The sequence below is a fragment of the Bacteroides bouchesdurhonensis genome, from assembly GCF_900155865.1.
GTDB classification, from domain to species: Bacteria; Bacteroidota; Bacteroidia; order Bacteroidales; family Bacteroidaceae; genus Bacteroides; species Bacteroides bouchesdurhonensis.
Map to the genome: position 1 here is coordinate 4,677,985 of NZ_LT707006.1, position 23,048 is coordinate 4,701,032.

The following is a 23,048-nucleotide window of genomic DNA, read 5'->3' on the forward strand; positions in this document are numbered from 1 at the left end:
ATATGAATGAGGAATATATAGATAATGTAAAACATCTTATTGAGCAAAAGGACGCCGACAAGGTAAAAGAACTCTTAATCGATCTTCACCCTGCCGACATCGCTGAATTATGTAACGACCTGAATCCGGAAGAGGCGCGATTTATTTATCGTTTATTAGATAATGAAACCGCTGCCGATGTACTTGTTGAAATGGATGAGGATGTTCGTAAAGAGTTCCTCGAAATTCTTCCTTCCGAAACGATCGCCAAACGATTCGTAGACTATATGGATACGGATGATGCCGTAGACCTGATGCGCGAACTTGATGAAGACAAGCAGGAAGAAGTACTTTCACACATCGAAGACATTGAACAGGCTGGGGACATTGTCGATCTTCTGAAATACGATGAAAATACAGCCGGTGGTTTGATGGGTACGGAAATGGTGCTGGTCAATGAGAACTGGAGTATGCCCGAATGTCTGAAAGAGATGCGACAACAGGCAGAAGAACTGGACGAAATATATTATGTATATGTTATTGATGATGATGAACGGCTGAGAGGTATTTTCCCGCTAAAAAAAATGATCACTTCTCCTTCTGTATCAAAAGTAAAACACGTGATGCAGAAAGACCCTATATCAGTACATGTGGATACTCCCATTGATGAAGTGGTACAAGCTATTGAAAAGTATGACTTGGTAGCTATTCCCGTCATTGATAGTATAGGCCGTCTGGTTGGACAAATTACGGTTGATGATGTCATGGATGAAGTTCGTGAACAATCGGAACGTGATTACCAATTAGCATCCGGTCTTTCACAGGACGTAGAAACAGATGATAATGTACTTCGCCAGACAACGGCACGTCTGCCATGGTTACTAATCGGTATGCTGGGTGGCATCGGTAACTCTATGATATTGGGAAACTTCGATTCCACATTTGCAGCACATCCGGAAATGGCATTATATATTCCACTTATTGGTGGTACGGGAGGAAATGTGGGTACCCAATCTTCCGCTATCATCGTACAAGGTTTGGCTAACAGTTCTCTGGATGCTAAAAATACATTCAAACAAATTACTAAGGAATCAGTGGTAGCACTTATCAATGCAACCATCATTTCCCTATTGGTATATACTTATAATTTTATCCGTTTCGGAGCAACAGCCACAGTCACCTATTCTGTATCAATCAGTTTATTTGCTGTAGTAATGTTTGCTTCAATTTTTGGAACTTTGGTCCCAATGACGCTTGAGAAATTCAAAATAGATCCGGCCATTGCGACAGGACCGTTTATAGCCATCACAAATGACATCATCGGAATGATGCTTTACATGGGAATTACGGTTTTATTATCATAAAAACAAGATAAATAAAAAAAAACAAGCAAAATAGTATGAAGTAATCGTTTTATTTCATTAATTTGTGACCCAAAACTAATATACAATGATGGACGCTCATGACACTAATCTACCTTTGAATCAAGGGGAATTAGAAGAAGAAAAGAAAACAGTCGAGGTTTCTGAAGAAATTACGGAAACTCCGGTTGAGGATTTTACTACCGAAACTCAACCTGAAACAACATCGAAATTCTCCACCAAGGAAGAGATATTGAAACGGTTGAAAGAGCTTGCTCAGAATGCAGACATTGCCAATAAGCAAGAAATCGATAATCTGAAACAATCATTCTACAAGTTACATAATGCCGAATTGGAAGCTGCCAGAAAACAGTTTGTTGATAATGGCGGTACTCTAGAAGATTTCGTTCCTCAAGAAGACCCGGAAGAAAATGAATTCAAGCGACTGATGGGAGTTATCAAGGAGAAACGAAGCATGCAAGCTGCTGAACTGGAACGTCAGAAAGAAGAGAATCTGCAGGTTAAGCTTTCTATTATTGAAGAGCTGAAAGAATTGGTAGAATCAGGAGATGATGCCAATAAGTCATACACAGAATTCAAAAAGCTGCAACAGCAATGGAACGAGACCAAACTGGTGCCACAAGGAAAAGTTAATGAATTATGGAAGAATTACCAGTTATATGTAGAGAAGTTCTACGACCTACTGAAACTGAATAACGAATTCCGTGAATATGATTTCAAGAAGAATCTGGAAATCAAAACTCATCTTTGCGAAGCAGCTGAAAAGTTAGCCGATGAAGAAGATGTAATTTCTGCTTTCCACCAACTTCAGAAGTTGCACCAAGAATTCCGTGATACGGGTCCTGTAGCCAAAGAACTGAGAGACGAAATCTGGAACCGATTCAAAGCTGCCTCTACAGCCGTAAATCGCCGTCATCAACAACATTTCGAGTCATTGAAAGAAGCTGAGCAACATAATCTGGATCAAAAGACTGTAATCTGTGAGATTGTTGAAGCAATCGAATACGATGAACTGAAAACATTCTCCGCTTGGGAAAACAAGACTCAGGAGGTAATCGCTTTACAAAACAAATGGAAAACCATCGGTTTTGCACCGCAAAAGATGAATGTGAAGATCTTCGAACGTTTCCGCCATGCTTGCGACGACTTCTTCAAAAAGAAAGGAGATTTTTTCAAGAGCTTGAAAGAAGGCATGAACGAGAATCTTGAAAAGAAGAAAGCACTTTGTGAAAAAGCTGAAGCTTTGAAAGATAGTACCAATTGGAAAGATACAGCAGATGCTTTGACCAAACTTCAGAAAGAATGGAAGACCATCGGACCGGTAGCCAAGAAATATTCGGATGCTATTTGGAAGCGTTTTATCTCTGCTTGTGACTATTTCTTTGAACAAAAGAATAAAGCTACTTCTTCACAACGTACCGTCGAAATAGAGAACATGGAAAAAAAGAAAGCACTAATTGAAAAGCTTTCTTCCATTGACGAAAATATGGAGATGAACGAAGCCAGCACTTTAGTACGTGAACTGATGAAAGAATGGAATACGATCGGACATGTTCCATTCAAAGAAAAAGATAAGTTGTACAAGCAATATCATGGATTGATTGACCAACTATTCGATCGCTTCAATATCAGTGCATCAAACAAGAAGTTAAGCAATTTCCGTTCAAATATTAATAATATCCAAGAAAATGGTCCACAATCTCTCTATAGAGAACGTGAAAGACTTACACGTACTTATGAGAACATGAAAAATGAGCTCCAAACTTATGAGAATAACTTGGGATTCTTAACTTCTACTTCAAAGAAAGGTAGTAGCTTATTAACAGAGCTCAACCGTAAAGTAGATAAGTTAAAAGCTGACTTAGAACTGGTTTTGCAAAAGATTAAAGTTATTGACGAGTCACTAAAAGAGTGATTATAATCCTTTTATAAGATAAAAATAAAAACACTGACAGGTTTGATTGCCCCAAAAACAATCAAACCTGTTTTATTTATCTCCCATATCAAAGAATAATATTAAAAAATTGATTTGAAGTTTACTGTATTCATTAAAAACAACTTGAAAAGATATCTCCTCCTAACGACTAAGATTTCTTATTATACACCAGCAACTCTATCTTATAAGATTCAAGACCAAAGCGTGAAGTGAGGTAGAGAAAATAAAAACCTACTAAAAGACTTTTAGCAGGTTTCAATTTTAAAATATATTTTATCTGTTGGGCTACCAAGATTCGAACTTGGAATGACAGGACCAGAATCTGTAGTGTTACCATTACACCATAGCCCAATATTTCTATTTTTCGGGTGCAAAGATACAAAGTTTTCGTGAACTTCAAACAATTCCAATATTTTTTTTGCAAAAAAACTTCAAATTATCATTCTAAACAGAAGATACTACACTAAAAAACACAAAAATTATGTCATAACTTTCTTGTATCCAATAAATCAGCGTATATTTGTCAAAGATATCACGTTTATAAACTGAAACAAAGGGGAAGCCTATGTTGTTATAAACCCAAAGAGAACATGAATTATTAATTTCAATTTAAGAATGAACGAGACAAAGATATTAATTGAAAAAATAAAAGAGGGAATTCAAGAAAAGAAAGGTAAAAATATTATTATTGCCGATTTAACTAATATAGAAGATACTATCTGTAAATACTTCGTTATTTGTCAGGGAAACTCCCCAAGCCAAGTAACTGCCATCGTAGATTCAGTTAAAGAATTTGCACATAAAGGTGCAAACAGCAAACCTTATGCTGTTGATGGTCTACGTAATGCAGAATGGGTGGCTATGGATTATGCAGATGTATTAGTACATGTATTTCTACCCGAGACCAGAGCTTTTTACAATCTTGAACATCTCTGGGCTGATGCCAAACTTACCCAAATTCCCGATCTTGACTAATTTACAATTATGGATAATAACAACGCTAATAATAACAAACCTAATAATAAGGTTAATATGCCCAAGTTCAATTTGAACTGGATGTATATGTTTATTGCTCTTATGCTTCTTGGACTCTATTGGAGTAGTAACTATCAAAGTAATGGTAGCAAAGCCGTTCCCTATAGCGAGTTTGAAAAGTATGTAAGAAGTGGATATATTGGAAAAGTCATAGGTAATGATGACAGGACGATCGAAGCTTATATTAAATCCGATGCAGTAGGTGCTGTATTCGGAGCAGACTCCAGCAAAATTGGAAAAAATCCAATAATAACCACTAATGGTCCGTCCAACGATGAGTTAAATCAGTTTCTAAAAAAAGAACAAGAGGCTGGAAACTTTGACGGAACATTCGATTATCCGACAAAATCAGATCTGTTTCCTACTATTTTGACCAGTATACTGCCACTTGTATTATTAGTCGCTTTGTGGATATTCTTCATGCGTCGTATGAGTGGTGCTGGTAGTGGTGGTGCCGGTGGTGTATTCAATGTAGGGAAATCAAAAGCACAGCTCTTTGAAAAAGGAAGTTCCATAAAGATTACATTCAAAGATGTAGCAGGTCTAGCAGAAGCCAAACAAGAAGTTGAGGAAATAGTTGAATTCTTGAAAGAGCCTCAGAAATATACAGATTTGGGAGGTAAAATTCCTAAAGGTGCTTTACTTGTAGGCCCTCCGGGAACAGGTAAGACATTGCTTGCCAAGGCTGTTGCCGGTGAGGCAAATGTACCTTTCTTTTCCCTTGCAGGTTCCGATTTTGTAGAAATGTTTGTAGGTGTAGGTGCTTCTCGTGTACGTGACCTTTTCAAACAGGCAAAAGAAAAGGCTCCTTGTATTGTCTTTATTGATGAGATCGATGCAGTTGGACGTGCTCGTGGTAAAAACCCTGCTATGGGAGGGAATGATGAACGCGAGAACACGTTGAATCAACTTCTGACAGAGATGGACGGTTTCGGCTCTAACAGTGGTGTGATCATTCTGGCCGCTACCAATCGTGTAGATGTACTGGATAAAGCATTACTCCGTGCCGGACGTTTCGACCGCCAGATACATGTGGACTTGCCAGACTTGAATGAACGAAAAGAAGTCTTCGGTGTACATTTGCGTCCTATCAAAATAGACGATACTGTTGATGTTGATTTACTGGCACGTCAAACTCCGGGGTTCTCCGGTGCAGATATTGCAAATGTTTGCAATGAAGCCGCATTGATCGCTGCCCGTCATGGTAAGAAATTCGTAGGAAAACAAGACTTCTTGGATGCCGTAGACCGTATCATCGGTGGTTTGGAAAAGAAAACCAAGATTACTACCGAAGCAGAGCGTCGTTCCATTGCTTTGCATGAAGCGGGTCACGCATCTATTTCGTGGTTACTAGAATACGCCAACCCATTGATAAAAGTCACCATTGTTCCTCGTGGACGTGCATTAGGTGCCGCTTGGTATTTACCGGAGGAACGCCAGATCACAACTAAAGAACAAATGTTGGACGAAATGTGTGCAACCTTAGGAGGTCGTGCTGCCGAAGATTTATTTATCGGCCGTATTTCCACAGGTGCTATGAATGACCTGGAAAGGGTGACTAAACAGGCATATGGTATGATTGCTTATCTGGGAATGAGTGAGAAGTTGCCTAATTTGTGTTATTACAATAACGACGAATATTCTTTTAACCGCCCTTATAGCGAAAAAACAGCAGAGTTAATTGACGAAGAGGTTAAAAAGATGGTTAATGAGCAATATGAACGTGCTAAAAAAATTCTATCGGAACACAAAGAAGGTCATAACGAATTAGCTCAGCTGTTAATTGACAAAGAAGTGATTTTCGCTGAAGATGTTGAACGCATCTTTGGTAAACGTCCATGGGCTTCCCGCTCTGAAGAAATTATGGCAGCTAAAGAAAGCCAGGCAGCAGCCGAAGCTGAAAGAAAGCTAGCCAAAGAAGTGGAGAAAGAAGAAAAAGGAATAAAAGAAGAAGAAGCTGAAAATACTGCAGAAGAAAAAAAGGCTGAATCTAATAATTAATAACACGAAAGACATTGAATAGTAATTTTATAAAACGAGCCATTACCGGAATTCTTTTTGTAGCTATTCTGGTAGGATGTATCCTTTCGGGAACATTAAGTTTTGGGATTTTATTTGTTATGATCAGTTCATTGACTATTTTTGAATATGGACAACTGATAAACAACCGTGCAGAAGGAGCCAATGTTAATAAGTTCATCATCATGTTAGGAGGAACTTATCTTTTTCTTGCAATCATGTCATTCTGTATCGATGCAGCCGATTCAAAGATCTTCATTCCATATATAGTACTACTACTCTACCTGATGATTAGTGAGCTATATCTGAAAAAGGAAAATCCATTACTTAACTGGGCATATTCTATGCTTAGCCAGCTATACATCGGTTTGCCTTTTGCCCTACTGAACGTTTTGGCATTCCACACAGATCCTGAATATAGCAGTGTAAGTTACAACCCGATATTGCCATTATCGGTTTTTATTTTTCTTTGGTTGAGTGATACCGGAGCTTACTGTATCGGTTCATTAATCGGGAAACATCGACTTTTTGAACGTATTTCACCGAAAAAATCATGGGAAGGTTCAATAGGAGGTGGAGTAGTTGCTATTGGAGCCTCTTTTATACTTGCACACTACTTTCCATTTTTATCTATGTGGGAATGGGCAGGTTTGGCATTGACTGTTGTTATATTTGGAACTTGGGGAGACTTAACTGAATCGTTACTGAAACGTCAGCTTCATGTAAAAGATTCCGGTACAATTCTTCCCGGTCATGGAGGGTTGCTTGATCGTTTTGACAGTTCTTTAATGGCAATTCCCGCAGCGGTCGTTTATCTATATTTGCTAACTTTGCTTTAATTTATTCGAGATAAGACCACAAAAGAAAAGACCGGAAGTTATTCCAATCAGAAAACTCCCGGTCTTTTACACACTAACACATCAAAACATCACTATTGTAACATAGAAGAAACAGTATGTACTTCTTTCGATTTATCGGGCACGCCTACTGGATGTTCAAAGTCAAGAACTACCATTACACCTTCTCCATTCTCCTTTGAATTTATCTTAACCTTAAAACCTTTCATTTCAGGTTCCGCATTTTCGTCCTCTTCAGTAGGATAAAACTCTTCCAGATTATAAGACACTCGTCCCCAGCCCCAATCATTTGTCACATCATCATAAGTGTTATAACGTAGTTCCAAATGCACGTAGCCATCTTCATCCACACTTTGAGTTTCGGGTGCTTCTATCTTATTCTGAACTAAACTAATACGATGTTTTTTAGAAAAAGGCACATTCTGACTGAAAATAATATTCAGGAACTTTCCTCCAAGCCACATATCTCCTTGATAAATCAAAATAGGATCATTACCGAATTCTTCCTCATTCTCTGCGGTCATCTCCTCCACTTCTTTAGTCAGCACTTCATTAATGCCTTTCATCTGTACTTGTACTCCGTCCTTAGTGTCAGCTAAAGGATTAAAAATTGCAACTACACGTTTTCCATCCACTGGCCGATACCAAGGAATTGCAGAGGTAACCGGATCAATAATTCCCCAACGGTCACCTTCTAAATAAAAACCGCCACCGCCTGTGGCATGAACTGTTGCCCAATCCCAACTAAAATCACCGATAGAATAATAATCATCATCATCACACGATTGCAGCATAGGCACTAATGCCAGCAGCAACAAGCCTAAAATCCAATTAAATTTTTTCATATTAGTTCTTTTCTTAGTTAATCTTTTGTTTTATAAATAAAAAAGCCGGGCAATTACTGCACCGGCTTTACGTTTATTCAGAAAAAGAAAGTTATTTTTTCAAAATCTTCAGCATTTCATGCGCTGCTTGTTTAGGAGCTCCTGCAGGACCTAGCCGTTCTGCCACGTATGTATATCCCGCAAGCATAGTTCTCCTATATTCTGAATCTTCAAGAATGTTCTTTAATTCCTGCTGCATATTTCCAACTGTCATCGTATCAGCCACCAACTCTTTCACAACCTCTCGGTCTGCAATCAAATTGACTAATGAAATATATTTCACTTTCAATATATGACGACGTAGGAATGAGATTACCTTTCCTATAGGGGTGTGATAACAAACCACTTGAGGAACACGAAACAATGCAGTTTCAAGTGTTGCGGTTCCGGAAGTAACTAATGCAACTTCCGCATGCTGTAAAAGACGATAGGTTTGTTCAAAAACAATCTTTACTTTCGCTTGTCCTATATATTGTTTATAATATTCCGGTGAAATACTTGGTGCACCCGCCAAAACAATCTGATAATTTGGGAAAGCAGAAACAGCTTTCAACATATCCGGTAAGTTATCCTTAATTTCCTGCTTTCTGCTGCCTGCCAACAAAGCAATAATAGGTTTATCCTCCAAGTTATTATCGGTAATAAACTCCTGAAAGTTTTTAGGATTAGCTTCCTGATATGCAGTCACCTCATCCATTGTAGGATTTCCTACATAATGAATTGGGTATTGGTGTTTATCCTCAAAAAACTCCACTTCAAAGGGAAGTATGGAAAAGAGTTCATCCACATCTCTCTTAATATTCTTAATACGGTATTCCTTCCAAGCCCAGATTTTCGGAGAAATAAAATAATAAACCGGAATCCGTGTTTGCGCATGAACGAACTTGGCAATATTGAGATTAAATCCCGGATAGTCTACCAATATCACTACATCCGGATTCCAAGCCACAATATCCTCCTTACAACGTTTCATATTTGCAAAAATAGTACGCAAATGAAGTAACACTGGAATAAATCCCATGTATGCCAATTCTTTATAGTGCTTCACCATAGTCCCTCCGACAGCAGCCATCAGGTCTCCTCCGAAAAAACGAAAGTCAACCTGCGGATCTTCTGTTTTCAAAGCAGACATCAAATGCGAAGCATGTAAGTCACCAGAAGCTTCACCAACAATCAGATAATATTTCATGGAACAATTAATTAATAAATTGAAGAACGAACAGTGAAAAACAAACAATGACGAATGAAGAATTGACTATACAGTAGACAATGCAGCCCATTCTTCATTCATTTTTTGTTATTCTTCATTTTCCTCTATCCATTGATTTAGCTCATCGATAAAATCATAAGCAGTTAAATCAACCTTAGTTGGAGTAATAGCAACATATCCGTTCGCCAATGCCCAGTGATCATTTTTCTCATTTTCCGGTTCATGATCGACAAATTCACCTGTCAACCAAAAATAATTTCGATCGTTTTGACGTGGACACACCTCCCACTCATTCGTCCAACATCCTTTTGCTTGTTCGCATACCTTTATACCTTTGATATCAGGAGTATCCGGGAAATTTACATTCAGACAAGTCAAAGGAGGCAAACCTTTTTCCAATACCATTGCTGCTATTTTACGTATATATGGACCGGCCGCTTCAAAATCAGCACCCATATCGTGATTACATAAAGAGAAGCCTATAGATGGAACACCCTTCAGGCAACCTTCAATCACAACTCCCATCGTACCGGAATAATGCACATTTGTAGCAGAATTATCGCCATGATTAATACCGCCAACCACTAAATCAGGCTTACGGTCAAGCACCGTATTCCATGCAAGTTTAATGCAATCGGTCGGTGTTCCTGAACATTTATATACTGTCACTCCTACCTCCTGCTTAACCAATTTATAATGCACAGGCTGTGTCACAGTTAATGCACTGGCACTACCGGAACGTGGAGCATCAGGTGCCATTACTACAATTTCTCCCAATGTTCGAAGAAACTTAACCAATTCACTAATACCCTTAGCCATGATACCATCATCATTCGACACAAGTATCAGCGGTCGTTTATTTTCCATACTTTCAATCCTTTCCTTTTAAATATCTGCACAAAAGTAACAAAAAGTAGACGGAATACCAACCAGGCAGTTATCAATAATCACGGCTTTTTCATTTAAGAAATATTGTTCATCGCTTGTTGTTGTAATAAAAATCCTTATATTCGTGCGCAGCGATGCTGAAGCACCGCCTTAGGTGTTTCTTCTTATCGTTCATTTTTATTTTTTTATAGGCGGAATTCAATAGTGGTATGATGTTTCTATTGTCTTCCGCCTTTGTTTTTGCGACAGCAAAAATACGATTTATTTCCCTGATATACAACTTTTTACGCATAATACTACTAAAGAAGAAACACCTTGACTGTCTTCGTGGCAGCATCCTGACTCATTTGAGAAAATTTGTATCCTCAGTCCCTGAATACCGCAGAACAAGCAGGGGAAACTTCAAGCACAAACTTGAAGACATACTCATGCTTGTCATATTGGGGAGACTCAGCAAGTGTATTACCAGGGCTGAAATACTTCAATTTGGCAAACATCACTTAAAACGCCTGCAGGGGAAAGGGCTATTCCCGTATGGGCTACCCTCAGCAGCTACGCTTTGCCGTGTGTTTCAAAGCATAGACGATGAAAAGATGGCTGAGCGCATGTCTGCTTTTGCAGATGTTTTCCGCAAGGAAATATCCACTACGGCAACTGATATCATTTGTATTGATGGCAAGGCCATGCGGGGTACCTTGTACGACAACGGACGTAACCCTGATATCGTCTCTGCCTACTCACTTGGTTCGGGCCTTACTTTGGCTACTGATATTTGCAAGGAGAAAAGTAATGAAATCAAATCCGTGCCCCGGTTATTGGACAAACTAGACGTGTCAGGATGTGTAGTCACAGCAGACGCCATGTCATTCCAAAAGGTAATAATAGACAAGATTAGAGATAAAGGAGCAGACTTCGTGATCGAACTCAAGGCGAATCAAAGATCTTTGCGCTATGGACTTGAAGATTCTATAAAGACCGCCACCCCGACTGATGTCTACAAGGAAGGTCCATACTTGGAACACGGCAGGATTGAGTCAAGGATATGCCGTATATACCGTGGGGAAGAACTTATTGTGGACAGGGAAAAATGGAATGGCAATTTGACAGTTATAGAAATAGTCACATCTACCGAAAAAAAGTCCGATGGCAGGAGTACATCTGAACAGCGACTCTACATTTCAAGCCTGGATAGCAGTGCAGAGCGGCTTAGTCAGATAACCAAACAGCATTGGGCTATTGAAAGCATGCACTGGGATCTTGACCGCAATCTCCGGCAGGACAGCATAAAGCGTAAGGCTGAACGGGCGGCCAGGAATCTGGACACAATTCAAAGGATGGTGTTGGCATTGATTGCCGTTTGGAAGAACAGAAGGAAAAAAATATCAGATAAGCAAAAGGGTACAGCTGAGATAATAAGGGAACTATCGGTAAGCTTCACTAACGTGTTGCATTTTTTGGCTCAAAAATGAGAAAAATTCAGATTTGACATATTCGTAACGCATTGATTACCAACAACGGGATACCCGCCCATGCCGCACTGGCATGGGTAGGGGGATTGTACCCCTAAATCAAAACTTAAATGAAAAAGCCGTGATCAATAATTAGTTCAACCCCGGCAAACAGTTTTGAGAGATTCCGAAAGACTGTTTACTCATCTGTTGAACATATACGGCAAAAAGCTATTCCATAAGGTGAAACGAAGTGTTCCACTATATAAAACACCTTGTTCTACTATATAAAACACTTTGTTCTGCTATATGAAACACTTTGTTATATATAGGAGAACAAAGTGTTTCACCTAAGAGAAACTAATGGTTTACACATGGATATAATACGGCGGATTAAATTATCGACCTCAATTAGTACACCTAAAATAGTCAATTAATGGTGATAGGTGATAGAGAAGGTGATAGGTTAAAAAACAACCTATCACCCTCTCAAGCATCGATGAATAAAGGGTTACAGAAGATTGGTGATAGGTTGATAGAGAAAATGATGTTTTTTGTATAGTAGACCAAACAACTACCCGACACATTACCACCCGTTTACAAATCTTAATCTTCTGCAAGCGACTAAAAAAAGAAATAGATTTCCAATATAAATATGTATATTTGCAAGCTCAGAAAAGATAATCTGATGATAAAACAGCCTAAGTTCGTAATTGCCTTGCACGACAGTTATTAACAAAACAGGTGACTTATCAACAGAAATTGCAAAGTTTCTATTTTTTCGTAGGCGCTCTAAGGATTTATCACTTATTTCGCTGCCAATAAATTTAGAGAATATGGGAAAAATTATTGCTTTGGCCAATCAAAAAGGTGGTGTAGGTAAAACAACGACTACGATCAATCTCGCAGCGTCACTTGCCACACTCGAAAAAAAAGTACTCGTGGTAGATGCCGATCCGCAAGCAAATGCCTCTTCCGGCTTGGGAGTAGACATCAAGCAATCGGAATGCACTATCTATGAGTGCATTATAGACAGAGCCAATGTACAAGAAGCCATCCTCGACACGGAAATAGATTCTTTAAAAGTCATCTCTTCACACATCAATCTTGTAGGAGCCGAGATTGAAATGCTGAACCTTCCCAATCGCGAAAAGATACTAAAGGAAGTACTTACGCCCTTAAAGAAGGAATATGACTATATCTTGATAGATTGTTCACCGTCGTTAGGACTGATTACGATCAATGCATTGACTGCTGCCGATTCGGTAATCATCCCCGTGCAAGCTGAATATTTTGCCCTTGAAGGAATCAGTAAGTTACTGAATACAATCAAAATCATTAAGTCAAAATTGAACCCAGCTTTAGAAATCGAAGGATTCTTGCTTACCATGTACGATTCTCGTTTACGGCAAGCCAATCAGATTTACGACGAAGTCAAGCGACATTTTCAGGAACTAGTGTTCAACACTGTTATTCAACGAAATGTCAAACTGAGTGAGGCACCTAGCTACGGTATTCCGACTATCCTTTATGATGCGGATTCCACCGGTGCAAAGAACCACCTTGCCCTCGCAAAAGAGATTATTAACAGAAATAAATAACGAAGAAGATATGGCAACACAAAAAAGAAATGCATTAGGACGTGGACTCGACGCCTTGCTCTCAATGGATGATGTGAAAACCGAAGGTTCTTCTTCCATTAATGAAATAGAATTGGCTAAGATTTCTGTCAATCCAAACCAACCACGCCGTGAATTTGATCCGACGGCATTACAGGAATTGGCGGATTCAATTGCAGAAATCGGTATTATCCAACCAATCACTCTACGCAAACTCTCGGATGATGAATACCAGATCATCGCCGGAGAGCGTCGTTACCGTGCTTCACAAAAAGCAGGAATGAAAACAATCCCTGCCTACATCCGCACAGCCGACGACGAAAACATGATGGAAATGGCGCTGATTGAAAACATCCAGCGTGAAGACCTGAATGCGGTGGAGATAGCACTCGCCTATCAACATCTGCTCGACCAGTATGAATTAACTCAGGAACGCTTGAGCGAGCGTATCGGTAAAAACCGAACGACTATTGCCAACTACCTGCGTTTACTGAAACTGCCGGCCCCGATACAGATGGCTCTGCAAAACAAGCAGATTGATATGGGGCATGCCCGTGCACTGATTTCATTAGGCGACCCTAAATTGCAAGTAAAAATATTCGAAGAGATACAAGAACATGGATACTCCGTTCGCAAAGTGGAAGAGATAGTTAAATCACTTAGTGAAGGAGAAATCGTGAAAAGCGGTACACGGAAGATCACTCCCAAACGTGCCAAACTTCCGGAAGAGTTTAATTTATTAAAGCAACAGCTATCCGGTTTCTTCAACACCAAGGTACAACTCACTTGCTCCGAAAAAGGTAAAGGAAAGATCAGCATTCCTTTCGGAAATGAGGAGGAATTGGAACGTATCATGGAAATCTTCGATACGCTAAAAAAGTAAATGACTAGAAAAAGTAAAAGATATCAGCTACTTATCATTACCCTGCTTCTCTGTTTTATACAGGTGGCAGGGATTGATGTGTATGCACAGGAGCCTGTAACACCAGTACAGAAAGATAGTACAATTCTACAACGGCAGCCTCCGAAAGCACGTGCACGAAGACATCATGCCCCTGCTCAAGAACAAGATTCATTGAAGAAAGACTCTATAAAATTACTAAAACCGGAACGATTGCAATCGGTAGATAGTCTGTCTGCTGCAAAAATACAAGTAGCTGATAGTCTGAAAGCCTCCAATCAAATAGAGTTGAAAAAGAAAGGACAACCAGAAGCAATTGTTATCAACCAAGACAGTCTTCCACGAGTGCAGGATCTTAACAAAAAAATATTCGTACCGAATCCAACCAGAGCCACTTGGCTCGCTGTAGTTTTTCCCGGAGGAGGACAGATATACAATCGAAAATATTGGAAACTACCTATCATTTACGGAGGATTTGCCGGTTGCGCCTATGCACTAAGTTGGAATGGGAAAATGTATAAAGACTATTCCCAGGCTTATCTGGACATAATGGACAGCAATCCGAATACTAAAAGTTATGAAGATTTGTTGCCTCCTAATGCCAATTATAGTGAAGAGCAATTGAAAAATACTATTAAAAATAGAAAGGATATGTTCCGAAGATACCGGGACCTTAGTATATTTGCATTTATCGGAGTATATATCATTTCCATTATCGACGCTTATGTAGATGCGGAATTGTCCAACTTCGATATTACCCCCGACCTGAGCATGCGAGTAGAACCGGCAATTATTAATAACCAATTTAACTCCAACAAAAAGTCAGTCGGTCTACAATGCGTATTACGATTTTAAAAAAGCACAACTAAGATTGAAGTTATTATTAAACATGAAGAAATTAGTAAACTATTGCCCGATTATTTTCTTTTTTGTACTAGCAATCCCGCAAGCTAGAGCCCAAAGTGTAGATGTAGTCATCCATGAAAATGGAACCGAACGCAAAGAGAGTATTGATTTGCCGATGAGTATGACATATCCGCTAGACAGCTTACTGAATGACTGGAAAGCAAAAAATTATGTTGATTTAGGCAAAGACTGCAGTACAGCGGAAGTAAATCCCCTATTCAGCGATTCTGTCTATATCGACCGCCTCTCACGTATCCCGGCTATTATGGAAATGCCTTATAATGAGATTGTGCGTAAGTTTATTGATATGTATGCCGGGCGTTTGCGCAACCAAGTTTCTTTCATGTTGAGTGCCTGCAACTTCTATATGCCGATTTTTGAGGAAGCATTGGATGCTTATGGACTTCCATTGGAATTAAAATATCTGCCTATTATAGAATCAGCTTTGAACCCATCTGCCATATCACGTGCAGGTGCCTCAGGATTATGGCAATTTATGATTGGAACCGGGAAAATCTATGGTTTAGAATCTAACAGCTTAGTGGACGAACGTCGTGACCCTATTAAAGCTACATGGGCTGCCGCACGTTACTTGAAAGAGATGTATACAATTTATGGTGACTGGAATCTGGTCATCGCTGCCTACAATTGTGGTCCTGGCACTATTAACAAAGCGATCCGTCGCGCAGGAGGTGAAACCGATTATTGGAAAATTTATAATTTCTTGCCCAAAGAAACCAAAGGGTATGTACCTGCCTTCATTGCTGCCAATTATGTGATGACCTATTACTGCGATCATAACATTTGTCCGATGGAAACAAATATTCCGACAAGCACAGACACAGTACAGGTAAATAAGAACCTGCACTTCGATCAGATTTCAGAAATATGCAACGTTCCTTTAGACGAGATAAAGAGTTTAAACCCGCAATATAAGAAACAGATCATACCAGGAGAAAGTAAACCGTACACCTTGCGACTTCCGATCAACGCAATCAGTACTTTCATAGATAAACAAGATACTATCTATGCACATCGTGCCGACGAATTATTCCGTAACAGAAAGACAGTTGCAGTAAATGAACCTACTCCTACTACAAGAAAACAGACTACAGCTGTCATAGGCAAAGGTAAGCTAACCTATTATAGTATCAAAAATGGAGACACATTATCCTCTATTGCTGAAAAACTGAATGTCCGGGTGAAAGATATACAAAGGTGGAATGGAATGTCCAATACCAAAATATCTGCGGGAAAACGATTGAAAATATACAAATAAACAGCTTCTTGCTTGCTTCGTTCGGAAAATTGTTTATTTTTGCAAAATTAAGCAAGTGAAAGGATAACAAATATGGATAATCTGAGTCCCAAAGAAATAGCAGATGAGGAGATGATCAATCAAGCATTCCAAGAATTACTGAATGATTATCTTGCTACCAAACATCGCAAACGAGTTGAAATCATAACCAAAGCTTTCAACTTCGCCAATCAGGCACATAAAGGAATTAAACGCCGTTCCGGTGAGCCCTATATCATGCACCCTATCGCAGTTGCCAAGATTGTATGCAACGAAATCGGATTGGGTTCTACTTCTATTTGTGCAGCTTTGTTGCATGATGTAGTTGAAGATACTGACTATACAGTTGAAGATATAGAAAATATCTTTGGTCCTAAAATAGCCCAGATTGTAGATGGGCTGACTAAAATTTCCGGTGGTATCTTTGGAGATCGTGCCTCAGCTCAAGCAGAGAACTTTAAAAAGTTACTGCTCACCATGTCTAATGATATCCGCGTTATTCTGATTAAAATAGCTGACCGTTTACACAATATGCGGACTCTTGGCTCCATGTTGCCAAACAAACAGTTTAAGATAGCCGGTGAGACTCTTTATATTTATGCACCGTTAGCAAATCGTCTGGGACTCTATAAGATTAAAACGGAACTGGAAAATCTCAGCTTCAAGTACGAACATCCTGAAGAATACGTCGAAATAGAGGAAAAGCTGAATGCTACAGCAGCCGAACGTGATAAAGTATTCAATGATTTCACCGCTCCTATCCGCACTCAACTGGATAAAATGGGACTGAAATATCGGATTCTGGCAAGAGTAAAGTCAATCTATTCCATCTGGAACAAAATGCAAACCAAGCATGTTCCTTTCGAAGAAATCTACGATTTGCTGGCTGTCCGCATTATTTTCGAACCGCGTAATCAGGAAGAAGAACTTAATGATTGTTTCGATATTTACGTATCTATTTCCAAGATATACAAGCCTCATCCCGACCGACTTCGTGACTGGGTAAGCCACCCGAAAGCGAACGGATATCAAGCATTGCACGTCACCCTGATGGGAAATAACGGTCAATGGATTGAAGTCCAGATTCGTAGCGAGCGTATGAATGACGTCGCCGAACAGGGCTTTGCCGCTCATTGGAAGTACAAAGAAGGAGGAGGTAGCGAAGACGAAGGAGAATTGGAAAAATGGCTGAAAACAATCAAAGAAATACTGGATGACCCGCAGCCGGATGCAATAGACTTTCTGGATACCATCAAGCTAAATCTGTTTGCTTCTGAGATTTTTGTGTTCACGCCTAAAGGAGAACTAAAGACGATGCCTCAAAACTCAACAGCACTCGACTTTGCCTTCTCATTACACACTGATATAGGTAGCCACTGTATCGGTGCTAAGGTTAATCACAAACTTGTTCCATTAAGCCACAAGCTACAAAGCGGTGACCAAGTTGAAATTTTAACTTCAAAATCACAACGTGTACAACCTCAGTGGGAAGTATTTGCAACCACTGCTCGCGCCCGTGCCAAGATCGCTGCTATTCTTCGTAAAGAACGTAAAGCTAACCAAAAGATCGGTGAAGAGTTACTGAGTGAATTCCTAAAAAAAGAAGAAGTTCGTCCAGATGAAGTAGTCATCGAAAAGCTACGTAAACTCCATAATTCAAAAAATGAAGAAGAGTTTTTAGCAGCTATCGGTAGTAAAGCCATTGTATTGGGTGATGCTGACAGAAATGAGCTCAAAGAAAAACAAACCAGTAATTGGAAAAAATATCTAACTTTCTCTTTTGGGAATAACACCAAAGAAAAACAGGAAGAGAAGGAACCTCAGGAAAAAGAAACGATCAATCCAAAGCAAATACTCAAACTTACGGAAGAAAGTTTGCAAAAGAAATATATCATGGCAGAATGTTGTCATCCTATTCCCGGTGACGACGTTTTAGGGTACATCGATGAAAATAATCGAATCATTATTCACAAACGACAATGTCCTGTGGCCGCTAAGCTGAAAAGCAGCTATGGAAACCGCATTTTAGCAACCGAATGGGATACGCATAAAGAACTTTCTTTCCTTGTATATGTATATATAAAAGGTATAGACAGTATGGGATTACTGAATGAAGTAACACAAGTTATCTCTAGACAATTGAATGTAAATATCCGTAAGCTGGCAATTGAAACCAATGACGGAATCTTTGAAGGTAAAATACAACTATGGGTACATGATGCCGAAGATGTAAGGGCTATCTGTAATAATTTGAAAAAGATTCAGAATATCAAACAGGTTACCCGCGTAGAAGAATAGAGAAGCATCACACACAATCAAATGATGAAAAAGCAAATGGAAAACAAAACATCTAACAGTACCTTAGTATATAACGGAGGAAAACAGTTAAACAACCTCTTTTTAGAGAATAGAGATTCTAATAACAAATTCAAATCAATATAAAAAAGAGTTCCAAAGCTTTCCTCCCTAACCTCGCCCGTCCAACTCTCTTTTAATGGCTAGCAGTTCTTCTTTGATTTCCTTTAGCCGACTGACGATTTCATAGTTACGTATAGTCGTTTCCTTATTATCTTTCAATCGTTGACGAGCCCCAGGAAGGGTCATGCCTTTCTCCTTTACCAAATGGTAAATCAGTCCTATGGTTTCTACGTCCTCCTTGCGATATTGACGTACTCCTCTTCCACTAGTCCTAGGAGAAATCTGTGGAAATTCTTTTTCCCAAAACCGAAGTAAAGAAGGATTGACACCAAACATATCAGCCACTTCCGCAATCGAATAATATAATTTTAATTCTTTATCAGTATGAAGCATGAAACTCGTTGTTTAAAGTCTTAATCGAATACTTTACCATGGTTTGCTGCTAATTGAATCATCCTTTCATAGTCTTCAGCACTTAAATCCATGAAGTAATAATTAATTGGATTAACAATCTGCCCTTTCACATGGACTTCATAATGCAAATGAGGTCCCGTACTTTTTCCCGTACTTCCCACTTTTCCAATTACTTCACCACGCACTACCTTCTTTCCAACTTTCGTATTGAATCCTTGCAAATGAGCATAACGGGTCAAATAACCAAAGCCATGATCAATTTCAATCGTATTTCCGTATCCGGTTTCCCATCCAACTTTCACCACTGTACCATCACCAGTTGCATACACATCAGTTCCGGGATGCGCAGAGAAATCCATCCCGGCATGGAATTTAGTCGTACCATAAATAGGATCGATACGCGTACCATATCCGGATGCAGTCTGACGAAGATCTTTATTGGAAATAGGCTGAATAGCCGGAATACATTTCAACATTTCATCATGGTTCTTACACATATCCACCACATCATCAAAAGATTTGGACTGGATATAAAGTTGTTTGGAAAGTACGTCTAACTTCTGAGTTGTATTCACCACCAACTTTGAATTCACCATATCCATCAATTCCTCATAACGGTTCGTTCCTCCGTAACCTGCCTGACGAATAGCCGGAGAGATAGGATCAGCTTGCAGAATTACCCGATACAGATTATCATCACGTTGCTGGATATCTTGAAGAACCCCCATCGCATCGTCCAAACGACGAGAGAGGACATTATATTGTGCCTGCAAACGGCTATTTTCAATTCTAAGTTCCTTCTCAGACGGAGAACCAAATACCAGAAGCAACACGAGGAAGCACCCCGCCCCCAACCCCATACCGACAAAAAGTCGCCGCAAAATACTAAGCGCACGTTGTCGTACGGTAGGGTAAATTCGGTCATACGTCTGCGTCTGTGGATTATATATGTAGTATACTTTACGCATCTTTTTGGAAATATTTCGCTCGTTAATACGGCAAAAATAATAAAAACGAGCTATCTTTGCACTGTTTTTTGAGAATATTAACCTCAACAATAGATATATAGAAGTATGTTGACTGCAAAAGAGATCAGAGATTCATTCAAGAATTTCTTTGAGTCGAAAGGACATCACATTGTTCCCTCGGCTCCGATGGTGATAAAAGACGACCCTACCCTGATGTTCACCAATGCGGGTATGAACCAGTTTAAAGATATTATTTTGGGCAATCGCCCGGCAAAATACCACAGAGTCGCAGACTCTCAGAAATGTTTGCGTGTAAGCGGAAAGCATAATGATCTTGAAGAAGTAGGACACGATACCTATCATCATACCATGTTTGAGATGTTAGGCAACTGGTCGTTCGGCGATTATTTCAAACAAGAAGCCATTAGCTGGGCTTGGGAATATCTGGTAGAAGTATTAAAACTGAATCCGGAGCACTTGTATGCCACTGTATTCGAAGGCAGCCCTGAAGAGGGATTGAGCCGCGATGATGAAGCTGCTTCTTATTGGGAACAATTCTTACCTAAAGACCATATTATTAATGGTAACAAACACGATAATTTCTGGGAAATGGGTGATACAGGACCTTGCGGGCCTTGTTCTGAAATCCATATCGACCTTCGCCCGGCTGAAGAACGTGCTAAAATCTCCGGTCGTGATCTGGTAAATCAGGATCATCCTCAAGTTATTGAAATATGGAATCTTGTATTCATGCAATATAACCGCAAGGCTGATAGCAGCCTTGAACCGCTTCCGGCAAAAGTAATCGACACCGGTATGGGATTCGAACGTCTTTGTATGGCCTTGCAAGGCAAAACATCCAATTACGATACAGACGTATTCCAACCGATTATCAAGGTGATCGCTGCTATGGCAGGTACCGAATATGGAAAAGATAAGCAAAATGACATCGCCATGCGTGTAATTGCTGACCACATCCGTACAATTGCATTCTCCATTACTGACGGTCAGTTGCCTTCAAATGCAAAAGCAGGTTATGTTATCCGACGCATACTTCGTCGTGCCGTTCGTTACGGATATACTTTCCTCGGTCAGAAACAAGCATTTATGTATAAGTTGTTACCTGTATTGATTGAAAATATGGGAGAAGCATATCCTGAACTGATTGCACAGAAAGATTTGATCGAGAAAGTTATAAAAGAAGAAGAAGAAGCATTTCTCCGTACTTTGGAAACAGGTATCCGCCTGTTGGATAAAACAATGGAAGAAACAAAGGCTGCCGGAAAGAGTGAAATCAGCGGAAAAGATGCCTTTACTTTATATGACACTTTCGGTTTCCCTCTCGATCTTACCGAATTGATTCTCCGTGAGAATGGAATGACAGTCAATATCAAAGAGTTTGATGCTGAAATGCAACAGCAAAAACAGCGTGCTCGTAATGCTGCTGCTATTGAAACCGGCGACTGGATCACTTTGAAAGAAGGTACAACCGAATTTGTAGGCTACGACTATACTGAATATGAAGCTTCCATTCTTCGTTACCGCCAGATCAAACAGAAAAATCAAACTTTATATCAAATTGTACTTGATTACACTCCATTCTATGCAGAAAGTGGTGGTCAGGTAGGTGATACCGGTGTATTGGTTAGCGAGTTTGAAACCATTGAAGTGATCGATACCAAAAAAGAAAATAACCTTCCGATACATATCACCAAGAAGTTGCCCGAACATCCGGAAGCTCCGATGATGGCGTGCGTAGATACTGACAAGCGTGCAGCTTGTGCAGCCAACCACTCAGCAACTCACTTGCTGGATGAAGCACTTCGCGAAGTTTTGGGTGAACATGTAGAACAAAAAGGTTCATTGGTTACTCCGGACTCTTTACGTTTTGACTTCTCTCATTTCCAGAAAGTGACCGATGAAGAAATACGTAAGGTAGAACACTTGGTGAATGCCAAGATTCGTGCGAACATTCCATTGAAAGAATACCGCAATATTCCTATTGAGGAAGCCAAAGAACTGGGGGCAATTGCACTCTTTGGTGAAAAATACGGAGATAAAGTACGTGTGATCCAGTTCGGTTCTTCTATCGAGTTCTGTGGAGGTACACACGTTGCCGCAACCGGAAATATTGGTATGGTGAAAATCATCTCTGAAAGTTCTGTTGCAGCCGGTGTGCGCCGCATTGAAGCTTATACTGGTGCTCGCGTAGAAGAAATGTTGGATACAATCCAAGATACACTCAGTGACTTAAAAGCACTCTTCAATAATGCTCCGGACCTCGGTATTGCCATCCGCAAATACATTGAAGAAAATGCAGGTTTGAAAAAGCAGGTAGATGACTTCATGAAAGAGAAAGAGTCTGCACTAAAAGAAAGATTGCTGAAAAATATTCAGGAAATCAATGGAGTAAAAGTTGTGAAATTCTGTGCACCGCTACCTGCTGAAGTGGTGAAAAACATAGCTTTCCAACTTCGTGGTGAAATTACTGAAAACTTATTCTTTGTTGCGGGAACCATAGATAATGGTAAACCAATGCTGACAGTCATGATAAGCGACAACCTGGTTGCAAACGGATTGAAAGCCGGCAATCTGGTGAAGGAAGCAGCTAAACTGATTCAAGGCGGTGGCGGCGGACAACCTCACTTTGCAACTGCCGGAGGGAAAAATACAGATGGAATGAATGCAGCCGTCGAAAAAGTATTAGAACTTGCTGGAATTTAATAAATAAAAGATTCTTTATTTTTTAATCCTACACTATAAAAGAGATTAGTTTCCAATGAAAAAAGAGACTTATCTCTTTTTTTAGTTTATTTTTTCTACCTTTGTAAACAGATTAATTATTTTCTTTATCCTTCAAATAACAAAATAAGTAATCACTAATACC

17 protein-coding genes and 1 tRNA gene are annotated in these 23,048 nt (G+C 39.6%); 12 read left to right on the forward strand and 6 right to left on the reverse strand.

From position 1 onward, the window contains the following. Positions 1 to 2 precede the first annotated feature (2 nt). Together mgtE and CZ225_RS20265 are read left to right on the forward strand one after the other, a co-directional pair. Positions 3 to 1,343: a magnesium transporter gene (gene mgtE, locus CZ225_RS20260; protein WP_025074771.1), complete on the forward strand. Its 1,341-nt coding sequence runs from the start codon at positions 3 to 5 to the stop codon at positions 1,341 to 1,343. Between the two features lie 85 nt (positions 1,344 to 1,428). Further along, on the forward strand, positions 1,429 to 3,276 hold the full coding sequence (locus tag CZ225_RS20265; protein WP_077155241.1) for a DUF349 domain-containing protein: 1,848 nt from the start codon (positions 1,429 to 1,431) through the stop codon (positions 3,274 to 3,276). Between the two features lie 301 nt (positions 3,277 to 3,577). Here the strand turns inward: CZ225_RS20265 and CZ225_RS20270 are convergent. Further along, positions 3,578 to 3,648 (reverse strand) — tRNA-Gln (locus tag CZ225_RS20270). A gap of 264 nt (positions 3,649 to 3,912) precedes the next feature. Between CZ225_RS20270 and rsfS the strand changes: the two genes are divergently transcribed. Genes rsfS through CZ225_RS20285 form a run of 3 tightly spaced genes read left to right on the forward strand, consistent with a single transcriptional unit; the run spans position 3,913 to position 7,190 of the window. Next, positions 3,913 to 4,272: a ribosome silencing factor gene (rsfS, locus tag CZ225_RS20275; protein ID WP_077155242.1), complete on the forward strand. Its 360-nt coding sequence runs from the start codon at positions 3,913 to 3,915 to the stop codon at positions 4,270 to 4,272. 9 nt (positions 4,273 to 4,281) lie between these two features. Continuing rightward, on the forward strand, positions 4,282 to 6,333 hold the full coding sequence (ftsH, locus tag CZ225_RS20280; protein ID WP_234983084.1) for an ATP-dependent zinc metalloprotease FtsH: 2,052 nt from the start codon (positions 4,282 to 4,284) through the stop codon (positions 6,331 to 6,333). A gap of 14 nt (positions 6,334 to 6,347) precedes the next feature. Then, the gene (locus CZ225_RS20285) at positions 6,348 to 7,190 is read left to right on the forward strand and encodes a phosphatidate cytidylyltransferase (protein ID WP_077155243.1); all 843 of its coding nucleotides are present in this window, start codon (positions 6,348 to 6,350) and stop codon (positions 7,188 to 7,190) included. Positions 7,191 to 7,282: 92 nt separating this feature from the next. Here CZ225_RS20285 and CZ225_RS20290 read toward each other — a convergent pair whose 3' ends face one another. The 3 genes from CZ225_RS20290 to surE all read right to left on the reverse strand — a co-directional run bounded on the left by CZ225_RS20290 (position 7,283) and on the right by surE (position 10,169). Further along, positions 7,283 to 8,053, reverse strand: a complete 771-nt coding sequence (locus tag CZ225_RS20290) for a NigD1/NigD2 family lipoprotein (protein ID WP_077155244.1) — start codon at positions 8,051 to 8,053, stop codon at positions 7,283 to 7,285. A 91-nt stretch (positions 8,054 to 8,144) separates the two neighbouring features. After that, positions 8,145 to 9,281 (reverse strand): lipid-A-disaccharide synthase, encoded by a 1,137-nt coding sequence (lpxB, locus tag CZ225_RS20295; RefSeq protein ID WP_077155245.1) that lies wholly within the window; start codon positions 9,279 to 9,281, stop codon positions 8,145 to 8,147. Positions 9,282 to 9,389: 108 nt separating this feature from the next. After that, positions 9,390 to 10,169, reverse strand: a complete 780-nt coding sequence (gene surE, locus CZ225_RS20300) for a 5'/3'-nucleotidase SurE (protein WP_077155246.1) — start codon at positions 10,167 to 10,169, stop codon at positions 9,390 to 9,392. Positions 10,170 to 10,399: 230 nt separating this feature from the next. Here surE and CZ225_RS20305 point away from each other — a divergent pair, with 230 nt between their 5' ends. The 6 genes from CZ225_RS20305 (at position 10,400) to CZ225_RS20330 (ending at position 18,659) form a co-directional block, all read left to right on the forward strand. Next, positions 10,400 to 11,659 (forward strand): ISAs1 family transposase, encoded by a 1,260-nt coding sequence (locus CZ225_RS20305; protein WP_234982984.1) that lies wholly within the window; start codon positions 10,400 to 10,402, stop codon positions 11,657 to 11,659. Between the two features lie 815 nt (positions 11,660 to 12,474). Next, on the forward strand, positions 12,475 to 13,239 hold the full coding sequence (locus CZ225_RS20310) for a ParA family protein (protein WP_025074777.1): 765 nt from the start codon (positions 12,475 to 12,477) through the stop codon (positions 13,237 to 13,239). Between the two features lie 10 nt (positions 13,240 to 13,249). Further along, on the forward strand, positions 13,250 to 14,140 hold the full coding sequence (locus CZ225_RS20315) for a ParB/RepB/Spo0J family partition protein (RefSeq protein WP_025074778.1): 891 nt from the start codon (positions 13,250 to 13,252) through the stop codon (positions 14,138 to 14,140). Then, positions 14,141 to 15,013: a DUF5683 domain-containing protein gene (locus CZ225_RS20320; protein ID WP_077155247.1), complete on the forward strand. Its 873-nt coding sequence runs from the start codon at positions 14,141 to 14,143 to the stop codon at positions 15,011 to 15,013. 34 nt (positions 15,014 to 15,047) lie between these two features. Next, a complete protein-coding gene (locus CZ225_RS20325) occupies positions 15,048 to 16,343 on the forward strand; it encodes a lytic transglycosylase domain-containing protein (protein WP_077155248.1) in 1,296 nt (431 codons plus the stop codon). A 72-nt stretch (positions 16,344 to 16,415) separates the two neighbouring features. Next, positions 16,416 to 18,659, forward strand: coding sequence for a RelA/SpoT family protein (locus tag CZ225_RS20330; RefSeq protein ID WP_077155249.1), 2,244 nt, complete (start codon positions 16,416 to 16,418; stop codon positions 18,657 to 18,659). A gap of 168 nt (positions 18,660 to 18,827) precedes the next feature. Here the strand turns inward: CZ225_RS20330 and CZ225_RS20335 are convergent, their stop codons facing one another. Beyond that, a complete protein-coding gene (locus CZ225_RS20335; RefSeq protein ID WP_077155250.1) occupies positions 18,828 to 19,172 on the reverse strand; it encodes a MerR family transcriptional regulator in 345 nt (114 codons plus the stop codon). A gap of 20 nt (positions 19,173 to 19,192) precedes the next feature. Then, the gene (locus CZ225_RS20340) at positions 19,193 to 20,161 is read right to left on the reverse strand and encodes a M23 family metallopeptidase (RefSeq protein ID WP_077155251.1); all 969 of its coding nucleotides are present in this window, start codon (positions 20,159 to 20,161) and stop codon (positions 19,193 to 19,195) included. Between the two features lie 105 nt (positions 20,162 to 20,266). Here CZ225_RS20340 and alaS point away from each other — a divergent pair, with 105 nt between their 5' ends. Continuing rightward, positions 20,267 to 22,885 carry an alanine--tRNA ligase gene (gene alaS / locus CZ225_RS20345; RefSeq protein WP_077155252.1) on the forward strand — a complete coding sequence of 873 codons (2,619 nt, stop codon included), beginning with the start codon at positions 20,267 to 20,269 and terminating at the stop codon, positions 22,883 to 22,885. Positions 22,886 to 23,048: the final 163 nt, after the last annotated feature.